At 72.7% G+C, this 16,232-nt stretch carries 15 protein-coding genes; 5 read left to right on the forward strand and 10 right to left on the reverse strand.

Annotated elements, in window-relative coordinates:
• Window positions 1–65 precede the first annotated feature (65 nt).
• Entirely contained in the window at window positions 66–2,255 is a 2,190-nt protein-coding gene (gene glgB / locus ACOV8S_RS22580) for a 1,4-alpha-glucan branching enzyme (protein ID WP_448320120.1), read from the forward strand.
• Between the two features lie 91 nt (window positions 2,256–2,346).
• On the opposite strand, the gene ACOV8S_RS22585 is transcribed toward glgB, so the two are convergent.
• The gene (locus tag ACOV8S_RS22585) at window positions 2,347–2,580 is read right to left on the reverse strand and encodes a DUF6480 family protein (protein ID WP_351115906.1); all 234 of its coding nucleotides are present in this window, start codon (window positions 2,578–2,580) and stop codon (window positions 2,347–2,349) included.
• A gap of 172 nt (window positions 2,581–2,752) precedes the next feature.
• Between ACOV8S_RS22585 and ACOV8S_RS22590 the strand changes: the two genes are divergently transcribed.
• Window positions 2,753–3,199, forward strand: a complete 447-nt coding sequence (locus tag ACOV8S_RS22590; RefSeq protein ID WP_448319800.1) for an ATP-binding protein — start codon at window positions 2,753–2,755, stop codon at window positions 3,197–3,199.
• 93 nt (window positions 3,200–3,292) lie between these two features.
• On the opposite strand, the gene ACOV8S_RS22595 is transcribed toward ACOV8S_RS22590, so the two are convergent.
• From ACOV8S_RS22595 to ACOV8S_RS22605, 3 genes are all read right to left on the reverse strand, one after another.
• Window positions 3,293–3,703, reverse strand: coding sequence for an ATP-binding protein (locus tag ACOV8S_RS22595; protein WP_448319802.1), 411 nt, complete (start codon window positions 3,701–3,703; stop codon window positions 3,293–3,295).
• Window positions 3,704–3,776: 73 nt separating this feature from the next.
• A complete protein-coding gene (locus ACOV8S_RS22600) occupies window positions 3,777–4,094 on the reverse strand; it encodes a DUF5133 domain-containing protein (protein WP_448319804.1) in 318 nt (105 codons plus the stop codon).
• Between the two features lie 4 nt (window positions 4,095–4,098).
• A complete protein-coding gene (locus ACOV8S_RS22605) occupies window positions 4,099–4,956 on the reverse strand; it encodes an RNA polymerase sigma factor SigF (RefSeq protein ID WP_448319806.1) in 858 nt (285 codons plus the stop codon).
• 529 nt (window positions 4,957–5,485) lie between these two features.
• Here ACOV8S_RS22605 and ACOV8S_RS22610 point away from each other — a divergent pair.
• Window positions 5,486–6,307, forward strand: a complete 822-nt coding sequence (locus ACOV8S_RS22610) for an RNA polymerase sigma factor SigF (RefSeq protein ID WP_448320122.1) — start codon at window positions 5,486–5,488, stop codon at window positions 6,305–6,307.
• Window positions 6,308–6,431: 124 nt separating this feature from the next.
• Window positions 6,432–7,784 (forward strand): MFS transporter, encoded by a 1,353-nt coding sequence (locus ACOV8S_RS22615; protein ID WP_448319808.1) that lies wholly within the window; start codon window positions 6,432–6,434, stop codon window positions 7,782–7,784.
• Window positions 7,785–7,838: 54 nt separating this feature from the next.
• Here ACOV8S_RS22615 and ACOV8S_RS22620 read toward each other — a convergent pair whose 3' ends face one another.
• Entirely contained in the window at window positions 7,839–8,285 is a 447-nt protein-coding gene (locus ACOV8S_RS22620) for a cyclic nucleotide-binding domain-containing protein (protein ID WP_448319810.1), read from the reverse strand.
• A 326-nt stretch (window positions 8,286–8,611) separates the two neighbouring features.
• Here ACOV8S_RS22620 and ACOV8S_RS22625 point away from each other — a divergent pair, with 326 nt between their 5' ends.
• On the forward strand, window positions 8,612–9,043 hold the full coding sequence (locus ACOV8S_RS22625; protein ID WP_351115916.1) for a hypothetical protein: 432 nt from the start codon (window positions 8,612–8,614) through the stop codon (window positions 9,041–9,043).
• Window positions 9,044–9,217: 174 nt separating this feature from the next.
• Here the strand turns inward: ACOV8S_RS22625 and ACOV8S_RS22630 are convergent, their stop codons facing one another.
• From ACOV8S_RS22630 to ACOV8S_RS22650, 5 genes are all read right to left on the reverse strand, one after another.
• The gene (locus ACOV8S_RS22630) at window positions 9,218–11,503 is read right to left on the reverse strand and encodes an FUSC family protein (RefSeq protein WP_448319813.1); all 2,286 of its coding nucleotides are present in this window, start codon (window positions 11,501–11,503) and stop codon (window positions 9,218–9,220) included.
• A complete protein-coding gene (locus ACOV8S_RS22635) occupies window positions 11,500–12,876 on the reverse strand; it encodes an NAD(P)/FAD-dependent oxidoreductase (protein ID WP_448319815.1) in 1,377 nt (458 codons plus the stop codon). Before ACOV8S_RS22635 ends, ACOV8S_RS22630 begins: the two co-directional genes overlap by 4 nt.
• Window positions 12,877–13,009: 133 nt before the next feature.
• Window positions 13,010–13,462 carry a DUF6098 family protein gene (locus ACOV8S_RS22640; protein ID WP_448319817.1) on the reverse strand — a complete coding sequence of 151 codons (453 nt, stop codon included), beginning with the start codon at window positions 13,460–13,462 and terminating at the stop codon, window positions 13,010–13,012.
• A gap of 69 nt (window positions 13,463–13,531) precedes the next feature.
• The gene (locus ACOV8S_RS22645; RefSeq protein ID WP_448319819.1) at window positions 13,532–15,205 is read right to left on the reverse strand and encodes an FAD-binding dehydrogenase; all 1,674 of its coding nucleotides are present in this window, start codon (window positions 15,203–15,205) and stop codon (window positions 13,532–13,534) included.
• A 202-nt stretch (window positions 15,206–15,407) separates the two neighbouring features.
• On the reverse strand, window positions 15,408–16,232 hold an 825-nt coding region (locus tag ACOV8S_RS22650), incomplete at its 5' end, for a universal stress protein (protein ID WP_448319821.1).

Below are 16,232 nucleotides of genomic sequence, written 5' to 3' on the forward strand. Positions count from 1 at the left end.
GTGCGGGCGCGGCCGACGCCGACCGGGCGCCCGCCCGGTCCGGGCGCCGCCGGGCCTCGGCCCCGGTGGTGCGCAGGCCCGTCGTCCCGGGCGCGCCGCCCGCGCCGCCGATGGACGCGGGTGACCGGCACCGTCTGCTCTCCGGTTGTCACCACGACCCGCACGCCCTGCTCGGCGCGCACCCGGTGGCCGACGGCGTGGTCTTCCGGGCCCTGCGGCCGGGGGCGCGCGGCGTCAGCCTGGTCCTCGACGGCGGACGGCACGTGCCGCTGAACGACGAGGGCGACGGCCTGTTCGGCGGCTCGCTCGCCCTCGAGGCGGTCCCCGCCTACCGGCTGCACGTGGTGTACCCGCAGGCCGAGGTCGAGACCGAGGACCCGTACCGGTTCCTGCCCGCGCTGGGCGAGCTCGACCTGCACCTGATCCGTGAGGGCCGGCACGAGCAGCTGTGGAAGGCCCTGGGCGCGGAGCCCATGGTCCACCAGGGCGTGGCCGGCACGCGTTTCTCGGTCTGGGCGCCGAACGCCTCCGGGGTGCGGGTCGCGATGGAGTCGACCTTCTGGGACGGCACCGCCTTCCCGATGCGCTCGATGGGCGCCTCCGGGGTGTGGGAGCTGTTCCTCCCGGACGTCGGCGAGGGCACCCTGTACAAGTTCGAGATCGCCACGAGCTACGGCACCCGTCTGCTGAAGGCGGACCCGATGGCCCGCCGCACCGAGTGCCCGCCGGCCACCGCCTCGGTGGTGACCGCCTCGCACTACGAGTGGGGCGACCAGGACTGGATGGCACACCGGGGAGACCGCCCGGTGCACGAGGCGCCCTTCTCCGTGTACGAGGTCCACCTGGCGTCCTGGCGGCCGGGGCTCACCTACCGGCAGCTCGCCGAGCAGCTGCCGAAGTACGTCAAGGACCTGGGCTTCACCCACGTCGAGCTGATGCCGGTCGCCGAGCACCCCTTCGCCCCGTCCTGGGGCTACCAGGTCACCGGCTTCTACGCCCCGACCGCCCGCCTGGGCACCCCGGACGACTTCAAGTTCCTGGTGGACAGCCTGCACCGGGCCGGCATCGGCGTGATCATGGACTGGGTGCCGGCCCACTTCCCGAAGGACGACTGGGCGCTGGCCCGGTTCGACGGCTTCCCGCTGTACGAGCCCGGCAACGAGATGCGGGCGGAGCACCCGGACTGGGGCACCTTCGAGTTCGACTTCGGCCGTACCGAGGTGCGCAACTTCCTGGTGGCCAACGCGGTCTACTGGTGCGAGGAGTTCCACATCGACGGCCTGCGGGTGGACGCCGTCGCCTCGATGCTCTACCTCGACTACTCCCGCGAGGACGGGCAGTGGCAGCCCAACGAGCACGGCGGCCGGGAGGACTGGGCCGCGGTGCGCTTCCTGCAGGAGATGAACGCCACCGTCTACCGGCGCAACCCGGGCGTGGTGACCATCGCCGAGGAGTCGACCGCCTGGGAGGGCGTGACCCGCCCCACCGAGAGCGGCGGCCTGGGCTTCGGCCTGAAGTGGAACATGGGCTGGATGCACGACTCCCTGGAGTACATCAGCCACGAGCCGGTGCACCGCAAGTACCACCACCACGAGATGACGTTCTCGATGATCTACGCCTACAGCGAGAACTATGTGCTGCCCATCTCGCACGACGAGGTGGTGCACGGCAAGCAGGCGCTGGTCTCCAAGATGCCGGGCGACTGGTGGCAGCGGCGCGCCAACCACCGCGCCTACCTCGCCTTCATGTGGGCCCACCCCGGCAAGCAGCTCCTCTTCATGGGCCAGGAGTTCGCGCAGGGCGACGAGTGGAAGCTGGAAAGGGGGCCGGAGTGGTGGCTGCTGGACGCCGCCTACGGGGCCCGCGCGGACCACGAGGGCGTGCAGCACCTGGTGCGTGAGCTCAACGGCCAGTACCGGGCCACGCCGGCGCTGTGGCAGCGGGACACCGACCCGGCGGGCTTCCGGTGGGTGGCCTGCGACAGTGCCGACGACAACCTGCTGGCCTTCGTCCGGTACGGCCACGACGGGGCGCCGCTGCTGTCGGTCAGCAACTTCTCCCCGGTGGTGCGGCACGACTACGCGTTGTGGGTACCCCAGGAGGCGGGTCACGTCTGGCGGGAGACGCTGAACACCGACGACCTGCGGTACGGCGGCAGCGACGTCCGCAACGAGGGGGTGCTGGAGCGGCAGCAGGACGGGTTCCTGCGGATGACCGTGCCGCCGCTGGCCACCGTCTGGCTTCGGCCCGTCTGATCCGTCGCCTCCGGCGCCGCGTGCGCGTCCGGTGACAAGGGGAGGGCCGGGCGGCGCGTCGCCGCCCGGCCCTCCCCTTCTCGGTTCACGGTCAGTTCCACACGCCCACCGCGTAGCCGATCATGCCGACGGCCACCAGCAGCACGACCAGCGCGATGAGGACCAACGGGCCCTTGGCCCAGCCCTTGGCCGGGTTGTGGGCCTCGCTGGGACCCGCCTCCGGCATGCTGCTCTCCGCGGGCGGGGTCTCGCCCGGCGGGACTCCCCCGCCGGGCTCCAGGCCGGTGGAACGGGACGGGTCCGGGTCGGGATTCGAGTAGCTCATGCGCGCCGGGTTCCCCGGCCCACCGGACCGGAACCGTTTGCTCCGCACGCACGTGCCCCCACCGCCCCTCCCGCCCTTCGGGGCGCGTAGCTTCCCGCCCTTCGGGAACATGCAACGAAGGAAGAGGACGACTGCGCGACAGCACCGCGCCCGAGGGGCTGGGGAAGGCGACATGGCATCCGAGCCGCGCGGGGAAGACGCGCTTGCCCATCACCACCACGACGAAGACGTGAAGAGCCTGACCGCCACGTTCTCCGGTGAACTGCCGGACGTGACGGACGCCAGGCTCGCCGCCGAGGAGTTTCTGAGCGCGCTCTCGCGCCCCACTCCTCCTTCGGCGCCGGAACACTGGGACGACATCCTGCTGGTGGTCACCGAGCTGGCCGCGAACGCCGTCCAGTACGCCCCCGGCCCGTTCGAACTGAGGATGCGCCGCACCTTCGACGGCGTCCACGTCACCATGAGCGACAGCAACCCCAAGCCGCCGGCTCCCCGGCCGTTCCAGCCCAGCCGTGGCGGCGGGGGCATCGGCTGGCACCTCGTGCACACGCTGTCCGACCAGGTCAGCGTGGTGGGCCGCAACGGCGGCAAGGACATTCACGTCTTCCTGCCCTGGTGATCACGGGCGGACGGCCGGAGGCGCGCACGTGCGGCGGGCCATGGTGCTCGACCGGAGGCCGGTCCTCCCGGCGGACGTGGGCGAGCGGGAGTGTCAGTCCTCCCGGGAGACGGTCAGCGGAATCAACGCACTGACGGCCTTACCCCCTTCGGGAAGACGTTCGACGTGGATGTCACGTGCCAGCCGGTGGATGAGCGGCCAGCCGTAGCCGCCGGGGGCGGTGCGCTCCAGGTGCTCCTCCCCCTCGGGAAAGCCCCCGGGCGCGGAGACGGCCTCCGGCACGCGGTCGCTGGCGTCGCGCACCACCACTCGCACTCCCACGGCCTCGGGCCGGGCGTCGAAGCCGGTGAGACCTCCGCCGTGCCGGAGCGCGTTGGAGACCAGCTCGGAGACGACCAGCCGCAGATCGACGAGGGCGCCCTCGGGCGCCCTGCGGTAGGGGGTCTCCCACTGGTCGCGGACCACGGCCACCGCGAATGCGCGGGCCGCCGAGGCACTCGCCACGGCGGCCCGCGTCCGCCCATGGACTGGCTGGGCACCGGACCGCGCGCAGTTCACCGCACCACTCCTCGCCGGCTCATGACGCCACGGGTTCCCCGCCCTCGGCGACCAGCGGCCGCCCGGCGCCCCGGATGCGGGCCGCGCCCATCCGGCCGGCGGCCGGCAGACCGCCGCCCAGTGCGCCGCCCGGCGTCAGGGGGCCGGCGGCGAGCATCCGGTGCGCCGCGGCCAGCGCGGCACGGATGTCGCGGGTGCCGGTGGAGACGCACAGGGTGTAGGCCAGGTCCTCGGAGCACCGGCCGGTGCGCGGGCCGCCCCGCTCGGCCTCCTCGGCGAGCAGGGCGTGGTACTCGTCGACCAGTTTGCGCAGCGTGGCGGGGTGAGGCGTGAGCATGGACCTACTCCTTCACGAAGGCGGTTCGCATGCCCTGGCCGAGGGCTTCCTCCCGTACCCGCGCGCAGCTGCGGCTGATGAGCCGCGACACGTGCATCTGGGAGATGCCCAGCCGGTCAGCGATCCGGTTCTGTGTCATGTCCTCGAAGAACCGCATGTAGAGGATGGCCCGCTCCCGCTCGGGGAGCCGGCGCAGCCCTTCCTTCGCCGCCTCGCGGTCCACCACGGTGTCGTAGGCGGAGTCCGAGGAGCCGAGCGTGTCGGCCAGGCTGTACCCGTCGTCGTCGGAGGAGAGCTCCGCGTCCAGCGAGAGGGTGCTGAAGCTCTCCAGCGCCTCCATGCCGGTGGCGACCTCTTCCTCGGTCAGCCCGGTGTACTCGGCGATCCGCGCGGTACTCGGCTCGGGGCTGCCGGGGCTCTGGGTGAGCTCCCGCCGGGCCACCCGCACCTTGTTGCGGAGCTCCTGCACCCGGCGCGGGACCCGCAGGGCCCACATGCGGTCACGGAAGTGCCGCTTGATCTCACCGGTGATGGTGGGGACCGCGTAGCTCTCGAACGCGCCCCGGGAGGGGTCGAACCGGTCGATCGCCTTCACCAGTCCGAGCGCGGCGACCTGCCTCAGATCCTCCACCGATTCGCCGCGGTCGCGGAAACGACTCGCGATGCGGTGGGCCATCGGCAGCCACGCCTCGGTCAACTCCTCGCGCACCGCGTCGCGCTCCGGTCCGGGGCCCAGCCCGGCGAGCCGGGAGAACGCGGCCGCGGTGTCGGGGGCGTCGTCGTGCGGCCGGCGGCCGCCGGAGGTCCGGTGTGCGGTGGTTTGTGCCGTTTCGGAGCGACTAGTCGACATATCGATGACCATGCGATTGAGCTCCTGAGCAGTGGGGGGTCAGGGAACTGCCGCGGATACGCTGCCCACGGTCGCCGGGAGGTTTCGGGTGCCGGGCGGTCGCGCCGACCTGCGGCGCGTTTCTCCGGTCCGAAGCACGAAACCCCACCTGCCCCAGGGGTCGGACGGCAAACGCCTCGATCTCCAATATTGTGACTGCCGTCACGCAACCCCGCACGCGGGCGGCTCCCGCGCGGCGTCGCCGCGTCGCCGACTTGCGGTCACTCCGAGCGAAAGCGCTGGTCAGGGCTTGATGAGATCCGCTTCACAGAAAAGTTTTCCTCCGGGTGGAGTACGAAGCGAACCTCGGGGCAAGCGAGCGATGTCACCCGGCAAAATGGTGGCACGCAGCTACGAGGACGAATACGACGTATACAAGGATCTGTTCGACGACCTGTACGGAGTGTTCGATGACTGCAGACGATCAGAGAGGAACAGCATGGCAGCCGTGACCGCGGGAGAGGCAACGACCACGGCGCAGTGGGAGGTTCGGACCGAGGAGATGACCGCGGGGCTCCCGTACATCGAGGACCCTTCCGCCGTGGCCCCCAGGGACGCCCGGGAACTTTCGCGTGCGTTCCTGAACCGCCTCGCCGGGCTCGAAGAGGGCACCCCGGAGTACCAGTACGCCCGCAACACGCTCATCGAGATGAACCTGTCCCTCGTCCGGTACGCCGCGTCCCGCTTCCGCGGCCGCGACGACTCGATGGAGGACATCGTCCAGGTCGGCACCATCGGTCTGATCAAGGCGATCGACAGGTTCGAGCTGACCCGCGAGGTCGAGTTCACCTCCTTCGCGGTCCCCTACATCGTGGGCGAGATCAAGCGCTTCTTCCGTGACACCAGCTGGGCCGTCCACGTCCCGCGCCGTCTGCAGGAGGCCCGGGTCGAGCTGGCCCGGGCGACCGAGGAGCTGCGCAGCCGGCTGGGCCGCACGCCCACCACGCGTGAGCTCTCCGCGCTGATGTCCCTGCCGGAGTCGGAGGTCGTCGAGGCCCAGAAGGCCTCGAACTGCTACACCTCCTCCTCCCTGGACGCCGCGCTCACCCGGGACGGCGGCAACGACGGCGAGGCCGTGCTGGCGGACTTCATCGGCGCCGAGGACGCCTCCCTGGAGCTGGTGGAGGACTTCCACTCCCTCGCCCCGCTCATCGCCGAGCTGGACGAGCGCGACCGCCAGATCATCCACATGCGCTTCGTCGAGGAGCGGACGCAGGCGCAGATCGGCGAGGAGCTGGGCATCTCCCAGATGCACGTCTCCCGTCTGCTGAGCCGCATCATCAAGAAGCTCCGCAAGGGCCTGCTCGACCCGTCGGTGGCCTGAGCCTCAGCTCGCAACCTCTCGATCCCCCTCCCCCATGGGCGGGCCGGTGAACACACCGGCCCGCCCATGGGGGATGATGCTGTCCGGATAGTTGTAGCGAGCATCGAGAGAGTGCGTGCCATCCGTGGACACCAGCAGTCGCAGCGGCGTCGAGGACCATGAGGGCCACGAGGGCATCGACAGCCCCCCGTCGCCGGCCGTCGAGGGCCAGGCGGCGAGCCCGCCGGCGGCCGCCGCGCGCCCGGGCTGGCGTCGCTTCGCCATGGACACCCGCCCGCTGCGGCGGCCCGCCTACCGGCGGCTGTGGACGTCCACCATCGTCACCTCGGTGGGGAGTCAGCTCACGGCGGTGGCGGTCCCCAAGCAGATCTACGACATCACCGGCTCCTCCGCCTGGGTCGGCTACGCGAGCCTCGCCGGACTGGTGCCGATGGTGCTCTTCGCGCTCTGGGGCGGCGCGGTCGCCGACACGGTCGACCGGCGCAAGCTCCTGCTGGTGACCAACACCGGCATCGCGGTGACCTCGGTGCTGTTCTGGGTCCAGGCGGCCGCCGGAACGGACTCCGTCCCGGTGCTGATGGTGCTGCTCGCGGTGCAGCAGGCGTTCTTCGGGCTGAACTCGCCGGCACGGACCGCCTCCATCGCCCGGCTGGTGCCGGCCGACGAGCTGCCGGCCGCCAACGCTCTGGGGTCCACGGTGATGCAGACCGGTCTGGTGGCCGGTCCGCTGCTCGCGGGGGCGCTGATACCGCTCGTCGGGCTTCCCGAGCTCTACCTGATCGACGCCCTCGCGCTGACCGTGACCGTGTGGGCGGTCTGGCGCCTCCCGGCGCTGCCGCCCCTGGCCGACGGCGGCGCCCCCCGGCGGGCCGGGCTGCGGGAGGTCGTGGACGGTTTCCGGTACATCGGCATGCAACAGGTGCTGCTGCTCTCCTTCCTCGCGGACATCATCGCCATGGTGTTCGGCATGCCCCGGGCGCTCTTCCCGCAGATGGCGGAGGAGACCTTCGGGGCGTACGGCTCCGAGTTCGCGCTGGGTCTGCTGTTCGCTGCGATCCCGGTCGGCGCCGTGATCGGCGGCCTGTTCTCCGGCACCTTCTCGCGGGCGCGGCAGCACGGCTGGATGGTGATCGGCTCGGTCGTGGGCTGGGGCCTGGCCGTGATGGGCTTCGGGCTCACCGGCAACCTGTGGGTGGCCGTGGCCTGCCTGGCGGCGGGCGGAGTGGCCGACATGGTCTCCATGGTCTTCCGCGGGGCGATCCTGCTGTCCGCGGCGACGGACGAGATGCGGGGCCGGATGCAGGGCGTCTTCACGGTGGTGGTCGCGGGCGGACCGCGGCTGGCCGACGTCCTGCACGGGACGGCCGCGTCGGCGGCGGGCACCCGGTGGGCCGTGGCGGGGGGCGGCGCGCTCGTGGTCCTGCTGACGCTCGCCCTCGCCGTCCTCACGCCGTCCCTGCGCCGCTACCGCGTCTGACCCGGGCGCTCCCCGCCGCGCAGGCGGCGTGGCGGAGGCGTGGCGGGCCCAGGCTCAGCGGTGGGGGTGCTTGAAGGACTCGAGGAGCTGGACCCGGGTGGACTCCAGACGGTAGGCGAGGATCTCGGCGACGATGCGCATCAGCGACAGGCCCAGGCCCGCGTCCTCCTCGGACAGTTCGAGGACCGGCGCCGCCTCGAACTCGTAGGCCCGAACGGGGCTGAAGGCCACCGCCCCGAAGTCCCACTCGTGCGGCGGGAACAGCCAGGACCAGCCCAGCAGGTCACCCGCGCCCAGGCTCGCCACGGTCACCCGACGCAGCTGCGTGACCTGCTGGTAGAGGTCGACGCGCCCCGAGCGCACCACCCAGAAGCGGTCGGCGACCCCGCCCTCCTCGAAGATCGGGGCGTCCTCCGGGAAGGAGACCTCCCTGGCCAGCGTCATCAGCCGTTCCCGGCGATCCGGAGTCAGCGCGGTCAGCAGTTTGATCGGCTTGGTCATCACGACGCTCCTCGCCGGCCGGGCGGACTACGGACACACACCCCTCCCCCATTGTCAGCGGGTCCCCCCGACGGGAGCACTTCGAACGGGTGAAGGGTGGGCAAAGGCGGTGAGGGCCTCGGGCAGACCGGGGAGCGGGCGGGCAACGGCCGGCTAACAGGCCGGGCGCGGACGCAAAAGACCCCGACCGGACGGGGGAGACCGGTCGGGGCCGTACAGGGGTACGACGATGACGTCGTATGGGTGAAGCTTAAACCATCCCCACCCCTTCGGACGAATCGGCTCCCGGGATGTGATCGGCGTCCCACTCGGGGAACCCGGAGCCGATGAGCGAACCGCACCTGCCGGACGGCGCACCGGTCGAGCTCTACCTCGACCTGCTGCGTCTCCGACTGAGCCCCGAGGAGTACGACCTCCTGCTCCGCCTGGTCCGGCCCGCGCTGCGGGCGCTCGGTGAGGACGTCGACCTGGCCGATCTCGGCCCGGACGGCGACTGCCCCGACGAGGGCCCGGTGCCGCAGGAGATCCGTGACGAGGCCGCCCTGGTGATCGCCGCCGCGGTCACCGGCCGTCTCGACAACGTCCTGATCGAACTCGACTACGAGGACACCGGTCCCATCCGGGTCGTCACCGACGCGGCCAGTGCCGCCGACCCGGAGCGCCGCCGCGAGATCGCCGACTCCCTGCTGCGGCGTCGCCGCGAGGACGAGGAGCTGCGCGGGATCGCGGAGGCCAGCGACCTGCCCACCGACTTCTGACAGGTTCCGGCCAGGACCGGCTTCCGCCGGCCACCGACCGGACCGCACCGGCCTCACCGGGCTTCGGGACTCCCCCGGGGCCCGGTTCTTCATGAGGCGCGGTTCTCCACGAGACGAAGGCCTTCATCCGGCGCGGGCCTTCATGCGGCCCGAGCCTTCACGGGGCCCGGAGCTTCACGCCGCCTGTCGGCCGCGTGGCCGCAGCGGGACCTCCAGCGGCCGCGCGAGACCGGTGACCGCGTCGTCCAGCCGCCCCAGGTGGCCCAGCACGCGGTAGGTGACCTGGCCGTACCGGGCCCGGGCGCCCGAGCCGGGCTCGAGCAGCGAGGCGATGCTGGCGCCGGTCTCCAGCTCTCCGGCGTCCTTGCGCCCCTCGACGTGCGCGGCGACGGTGTCGATGTTGCGCAGGATCCGCTCCCCCGCCCCGGCCAGCCTCGGGTCGGCGGCGATGGCGGTCTGGCTGGGCAGCAGTTCGGCCGTCGCCGCCAGGGACCGCGCGTGGTAGGCGCAGGTCTCCAGCTGGGCGACGACGTACCGGGCGGTGTCGCGGCGGGTGCGCAGCGGGGTGATCGGGTGGGTCAGCGGCTGGGTGGAGGACCGCAGGTCGCCCAGCGCCTCGTCGAGTTCCCTGGCCTGGTCCAGCAGGTCGGCCGAGGGGCCGCCGCTGAGCTGCCGGACGGCGGACCCGGTGACGTCGGCCAGCCGCTCCAGCACCGTCACCAGGAGTTCGTCGGTGCGGTGCGCCGTGCGCACCGGCAGGACCAGGACCGCGGCGGCCAGACCGCAGGCTGCGCCCAGGGCCGTCTCCCCCAGGCGCAGCACCAGGACGTCCAGGCTGTAGGTGTTCAGCAGCGTGTAGAGCAGCCCGAGCATCGCGGTGACGAAGAACGACATCAGCGTGTACGAGAGCCGCGCCAGGTAGTGCGTGAGGAAGACCAGCACCAGGACGAGCGCGAAGGCGAGCGGCACCCGTTGTCCGACCAGCCCGGCCAGCACGATGCCGGCCACCACGCCGAGCATGGTGCCCAGCAGCCGGCGGTAGGCCTTGACCAGGATCTCGCCGGTGGAGCTGGTGTTGACGAAGACGATCCAGCAGGCGAGCACGGCCCAGTACCAGCGCTCCTGGGAGAGCAGCTCCCCGCCGGCGATCGCGAGGACGGAGCCGACGGTGACCTGCACGGCCGTGCGGGTGGTGGGCCGCTCCAGGCCGGTGCGTTCCTTTTCCCGCTCGTCCTCCTCGCCCTCGGCGACCGCGATGGCGGCGTCCTCGGCCTCGATCTCCTCCCGGCTGCGGGCGGTCTCGGGGCTGTCGTCGCCGTCGTCGGCGGTCCCGCCCAGGGCGATCCGCAGGCCCAGCACGGCGCGGGCGGCCTCGCCGACGCCGCGGAAGACGTCGCGGACCGCGGCGGAGGCCCGGTCGGGCAGCTTGTCGTCGTCGCGGTAGCCGAGCAGCCGGTTGCGCAGCTGGGCGAGGCCGGTGCCGCGGTGCTCGTCGCCCGAGCGCAGCACCAGGGTGCGCAGGGCCCGCAGGTCACGGTGGAGGGCCTCGGCGGCCCGGTCCCGCACCGGTTGCAGACCGCTCTCGGGCAGCGGGGCGCCGGGCAGGTGGAGGGTGAGGGTGTCGGCACGGGCGGGGGCGCCGGCGCGTTCGGTCATCCGCGCGGTGAGGATCAGCAGGCCGAGCCGTTCGGCGGCGATCTCGGCGTCGGCGATGCGGCGCTGCACCAGGGAGGCGACTCGGTCGTCGGGGGTGCCCTCGGTGAGCCGGGCCTGGATCATCATGGCCGTCTCGTGGAGGCGCGCGGTACGGCCGCGGAGCTGGTCGAGGGCCTTGTCGACCTGGTCGGGCCCGGCGTCCAGCAGCTCGATCTGGGCGCTCACCAGCTGGGCGAAGCGGGCCCGGAACGCCGCGCGCAGCCTTCCCAGGACCTGTTCGGGGCCGGCCTGGACGACGCCGAAGCGGATCAGCGCGCTGCAGGCGAAGCCGGCGCCCACCGGCCAGTACAGACCGGGCAGCCCGGCCGTGCCGACGCCGAGGAACTGAGAGAGGAAGTACGACTGGAAGCCGATCATGCCGAGGGCGAAGCCCCGGTCGCCGAAGCGGCGGCAGTAGACCGCGCCGAAGATCAGTACGACGAAGACGACGGTGCCGGTGAAGGTACCGCTGAGCAGCGTGCCGAGCGTCAGCGCCAGCCAGGCCGCGGGCAGGCCCGCCGCGAGGGACAGGGCCTGCCCGCGCCGGTCCTTCTCACGGACCGCGAAGGTGGCCACCATGGCGGCCATCGCGCCCGCCACCAGTTGCTCGACGCGCGCGCCGAACACGCCCACCACGCCCAGCGTGAGGGCGAGCGAGCCGACGGTGCGCAGTCCGGCCGTCAGGCGCAGCAGGCCGGGGTCGGACGCGGCGACCCGGTCGCGGAAGGCCGACCGGCCCGCTCGCGCCCGGGCCGCCCTCCTCACGCCTCGCGCAGCTGGTGCCGCTCGACGCGCTCGCGGAGCTGCTCGGGCGACAGATAGGCGTCGGTGTACTCGAAGTCCTTCAGCGTGGCCGGCTTGCGCGACTGGAAGCCGGTGCGGACGAAGTCGTCGCCGGCCACCGCGTTGAGCGCCCAGTTGGTGGCCACGCGGGCCTTGGCGACCCCCGTGCGCAGCGCCATCCAGTGGTAGCCGCGGGCCACCGCGAGGGCGGGCAGGCCCTTCATCTCCACGCCCAGCGGCCGGGAGACGGCGTCCTTGCCGCCGAGGTCGACGACCAGGCCCAGGTCCTTGTGGACGTAGGGCCGCAGGGGCTGGTTGCGGATCCGCGCGATGACGTTGTCGGCGGCGACCTTGCCCTGCCGCATGGCGTGCTGCGCGGTGGGCGGGCAGACGGCGCCCTCCTCGCCCTTGGCGAGGTCGGGCACGGCGGCGGCGTCGCCCAGGGCGAAGACGTCCGGGCAGCCGGGCGCCTTCATCTCGGCGTCGACCACCATCCGGCCCCGGGAGGTCTCGCAGCCGAGGGTCGACATCAGCGGGCTGGCGGCGACGCCGGCCGTCCAGATGAGGGTGTGGCTGGGCACCACGCGGCCGTCGGTGAAGGTGACCTCGGTGTCCGACACCTTGGCGACGGAGACGCCGAGGGAGACCTCGATGCCGCGCCGGCGCAGGATGCCCAGCGCGGTCTCACCGAGCCTCTCGCCGAGTTCGGGCATCAGCCGTGGGGCGATGTCGATCAGGTGCCACTTGATCAGGCCGGGGTCCAGGCGCGGGTAGCGCTTGACCGCGTTGTGGGTGAGCCGCTGCAGGCAGGCCGCCGTCTCGGTGCCGGCGTATCCGCCGCCGACGACGACGAACTGCAGCCGGGCGGCCCGCTCCGCGGGGTCCTGGCTGGCGTCGGCGAGGTCCAGCTGCTGGATGACGTGGTCGCGGACATAGGCGGCCTCGGCGAGCGTCTTCATGCCCCGGGCGTGCTCGGTGAGGCCGGGGATGTCGAAGGTGCGGGTGACGCTGCCGGGGGTGAGCACCAGGATGTCGTAGGGCTCGTCGATCAGCTCGTCGGTGACGGTGCGGATGACGCAGACCTTCGCCTTGCTGTCCACGCCGATGGCGCCGCCCGGGATGATGCGGGTGCGGTAGCGGCTGCTGCGGCGCAGCGAGAGGGCGATGGACTGGGGGGTCAGCACGCCGGAGGCCACCTGCGGAAGCAGGGGCAGGTAGAGCTGGTAGGAGAACGGCGCCACCAGGGTCACGTCGGCCTCGTCGGGGCCGAGCTTCCTCTCGAGGCGGCGGACGCACTCCACTCCCGCGAAGCCCGCGCCCACCACCAGGATCCTGGGTCGTGTCACGATGGCCACCTTTCTGCGGCTCCTGGGTCGGCTGTTCGGTCTGTGCGATCAACACGGTCCGAATGCCCCCGAAGGTTCCTTTGATCCCACCCCGATCCGAGGTCTTTCGCCACTCGGGACCTGTCCTTCGGGGCCCGGCGGCTCAGCGGCCGCGTTTGAGGGGGCCCCATTCCTCCCGGTGGCGGGCCACCTCGGTGCGCGCGGCCTCGATCACCTCGTCGCCCAGCCAGCACAGCGGTTCCACGTCGACGACCAGCGGCTCGTTGTCCGGACCCCGGCCGGCCTCGGCGCCCTTGAGCACCCAGGGCCGTACCTGCGGCCCCTTCTCCCGGGGAAGGTGCTCGTAGTCGTACACCCGTCGCGCCGCCCACAGGTCGAGCGGGCGGTCGTCCCACCACTTCTCCACGTCCAGCGGGTTGGCGGACAGTCCGGGCATGGCGATGCCCGTCAGTTCGTCCCTGCTGGACGTCCTGGCGATGTCGACGTCCGGCCCTTTCGACCAGCGCAGGTACAGCCCGTCGTGCCGCTCGAGCAGTGACGCCAGCTCCTCGAGGGACTGCAGCACGGGCAGGCCGTCCTGGTCGGCGCTCTCCACGCGTGATCACCTCCCGGTAGACCTCCGGGGTACCCGGCGACCGCGCGTGGAATCCACCCTTCGGGCAGGTCAGCCCACCTCGCGGGCGGCGGCGCGCCCGGCGGCGCGGCCCGAGAAGAGGCAGCCGCCGAGGAAGGTTCCCTCCAGCGCGTTGTAGCCGTGGACGCCGCCCCCGCCGAAACCGGCCACCTCGCCGGCCGCGTAGAGGCCGTCGACCGGGACGCCGTCGGGACCCAGGGCGCGGGAGTCCAGGTCCGTCTGGATGCCGCCGAGCGTCTTGCGGGTGAGGACGTGCAGCTTGACGCCGATGAGCGGTCCGGCCTCCGGGTCCAGGACGCGGTGCGGCGTGGCCACCCGGCCGAGCCGGTCGCCGAGGTAGCGGCGGGCGTTGTGGATGCCCTGGACCTGGGCGTCCTTGCTGTACGGGTTGGCCAGCTGCCGGTCGCGCTCCTCGATCTGCCGCCGCACCTCGGCCGCGTCGAGCAGCGGCTTGTCGGTGAGGGCGTTCATCTTCACGATCAGTTCCTCGATCGTGTCGGCTACCACGAAGTCGGCGCCGTGCTGCTTGAACGCCTCGACGGGTGCGGGGGCGCCCTTGCCGAGGAGGCGCTCCCTGAGGAAGGCCTTGCGGTCCTTGGCGGTGATGTCGGGGTTCTGCTCGGAGCCGGAGAGCGCGAACTCCTTCTCGATGATCTTCTGGGTGAGGACGAACCAGGAGTGGTCGTGCTCGGCGAGGTCCGCGGTGGTCCGCAGGTGGCGCAGGGTGCCGAGGGTGTCGTAGCCGGGCAGGTACGGGGCGGGCAGGCGCCGCCCGAGGGCGTCGAGCCAGATCGACGACGGGCCGGGCAGGATCCGGATGCCGTGGCCCGCCCAGACGGGGTCCCAGTTGCGCACGCCTTCGGTGTAGTGCCACATCCGGTCGCGGTTGACCAGCCGCGCACCCGCCGACTCGGTGATCTCCAGCATCCGGCCGTCCACGTACGCGGGGACGCCGGTGACCATCTCCGCGGGTGCGGCACCGAGCCGCTCGGGCCAGTACCGGCGGACGATGTCGTGGTCGGCGCCGATGCCGCCGGAGGTCACCACCACGGCCTGCGCCCGCAGTTCGAACTCCCCGACCGCCTCGCGGCTGGAGGCGACGCCGCGCGGGGCGTCGTCGTCGGCCAGCAGGGTGCCGCGCACTCCGCGCACCGCGCCCTGCTCGACGACCAGTTCGTCGACCCGGTGCCGGTGGCGGAAGGTGAGCAGTCCGTCCTGGTAGGCCTGCTGGGCGTACTTCACGAAGGGCGCGACCACGCCGGTGCCGGTGCCCCAGGCGACGTGGAAGCGGGGCACCGAGTTGCCGTGCCCGCCCGCGCGCAGGTCGCCGCGCTCGGCCCAGCCGACGGTGGGCAGGAAGCTGATGCCGTGCCCGTCCAGCCAGGAGCGCTTCTCCCCCGCGGCCCACTCGACGTAGGCCCGGGCCCAGCGCACGGCCCAGGAGTCCTCGTCGTCGGTGCGGTCGAAGGCGGCGCTGCCCTGCCAGTCGCTCCACGCCAGCTCGAAGGAGTCCTTCACGCGCATCCGCCGCTGCTCCGGGGAGTCGACGAGGAACAGCCCGCCGAAGGACCAGTAGGCCTGGCCGCCGAGGTTGGCCGGGTTCTCCTGGTCCACCAGCACGACCTTGCGTCCCTGGCGGGTGATCTCGTGGGCGGCCACCATACCCGCCAGGCCGGCTCCGACGACTATGACGTCCGCGTCCATGACGGTGTCCCCTTCACTGCGTTCCTGTGTTGCCTCAGCGGTGCTGCCTCGGCGTGGTGCCTCTTCGGCGCCGGCCCCGGAGCTGTTCCTCGCCGCGTGCGCGCGTCCGCGCGCCCGCGGTGTGCCGCGCCCACGGCGTGTGCGGTGGGCGCGCGGCAATCTAACCCGTGACCTGCGCCGCGGGGAACCTGTGCGACCTTCTTCAGGCGTCGGGCCCGGGCGGGACGACGGCCACCGGGCAGGGGGCGTGGTGGATCACCGCGTCGGCCACCGAGCCGAGCCGGCTGCCGACCGCGGAGCGGTGCGCGCGCCGGCCGACGACCGTCAGCCGGGCGCCCGCCGACGCCGACAGCAGCACCTCGCCGGCGCTGCCCATCTCGACGTGCTCGGTCACCGGCACGTCCGGGAAGCGCTCGCGCCAGGGGGCCAGGGCGGTGCTCAGCGCCTTGCGCTCGAACGGCACGGGGCCGCCCGCCTCGTCCAGCAGCCGCAGCGATCCCGGGCTGTAGGCGAAGACCGGGGGCAGCGCCCAGGCCCGCACGGCGCGCACCGGCGCCCCGCAGGCGGCGGCCGTCTCGAAGGCGAAGCGCAGCGTCCCGGCGCTGTCCTCCGGCTCGCCGTGCTGTCCGACGACGATCTCACCGGCCGGCCCGGCGCCGCCCTCGGCGTCCTCGTCGCCCCTGACGTCCCTCTCGTCCCCGTTGTCCTTGACGTCCGCGCGGACCAGGACGACCGGGAGACCGGCCTCGGCGATCACCTGCCGGCCGACGGAGCCGAGCAGGAAGCCGAGGAGCAGGCCCCGTCCCCGGGAGCCCAGGACCAGCATCCCGGCGCCCTCGGACGCCTCCAGCAGCCCTTCGGGGGCCTCGCCCCGGCCGATGTGGGTGCTCACCGTCAGCCCCGGGTGGCGTTCGGCCAGGCCGCGGACCGAGTCCTCGACGCCCTGCCGCACCCACCTCTCCTGCTCGTCGCTGCTGCCGCTGCGCTCCTCGGCGCCGCTCACCCGGCGCGGCTCCCACACGTGGGC

The sequence above is a fragment of the Streptomyces sp. CO7 genome (assembly GCF_053474865.1).

What these genes read in the sequence shown, in the direction of transcription:
- ACOV8S_RS22585 (WP_351115906.1), bottom strand. Translation starts at nt 2,580, where the DNA reads ATGAGCTACTCGAATCCCGACCCGGACCCGTCCCGTTCCACCGGCCTG.
- ACOV8S_RS22590 (WP_448319800.1), top strand. Translation starts at nt 2,753, where the DNA reads ATGGCATCCGAGCCGCGCGGGGAAGACGCGCTTGCCCATCACCACCAC.
- ACOV8S_RS22600 (WP_448319804.1), bottom strand. Translation starts at nt 4,094, where the DNA reads ATGCTCACGCCTCACCCCGCCACGCTGCGCAAACTGGTCGACGAGTAC.
- ACOV8S_RS22605 (WP_448319806.1), bottom strand. Translation starts at nt 4,956, where the DNA reads ATGGTCATCGATATGTCGACTAGTCGCTCCGAAACGGCACAAACCACC.
- ACOV8S_RS22610 (WP_448320122.1), top strand. Translation starts at nt 5,486, where the DNA reads ATGACCGCGGGGCTCCCGTACATCGAGGACCCTTCCGCCGTGGCCCCC.
- ACOV8S_RS22620 (WP_448319810.1), bottom strand. Translation starts at nt 8,285, where the DNA reads ATGACCAAGCCGATCAAACTGCTGACCGCGCTGACTCCGGATCGCCGG.
- ACOV8S_RS22625 (WP_351115916.1), top strand. Translation starts at nt 8,612, where the DNA reads ATGAGCGAACCGCACCTGCCGGACGGCGCACCGGTCGAGCTCTACCTC.
- ACOV8S_RS22645 (WP_448319819.1), bottom strand. Translation starts at nt 15,205, where the DNA reads ATGGACGCGGACGTCATAGTCGTCGGAGCCGGCCTGGCGGGTATGGTG.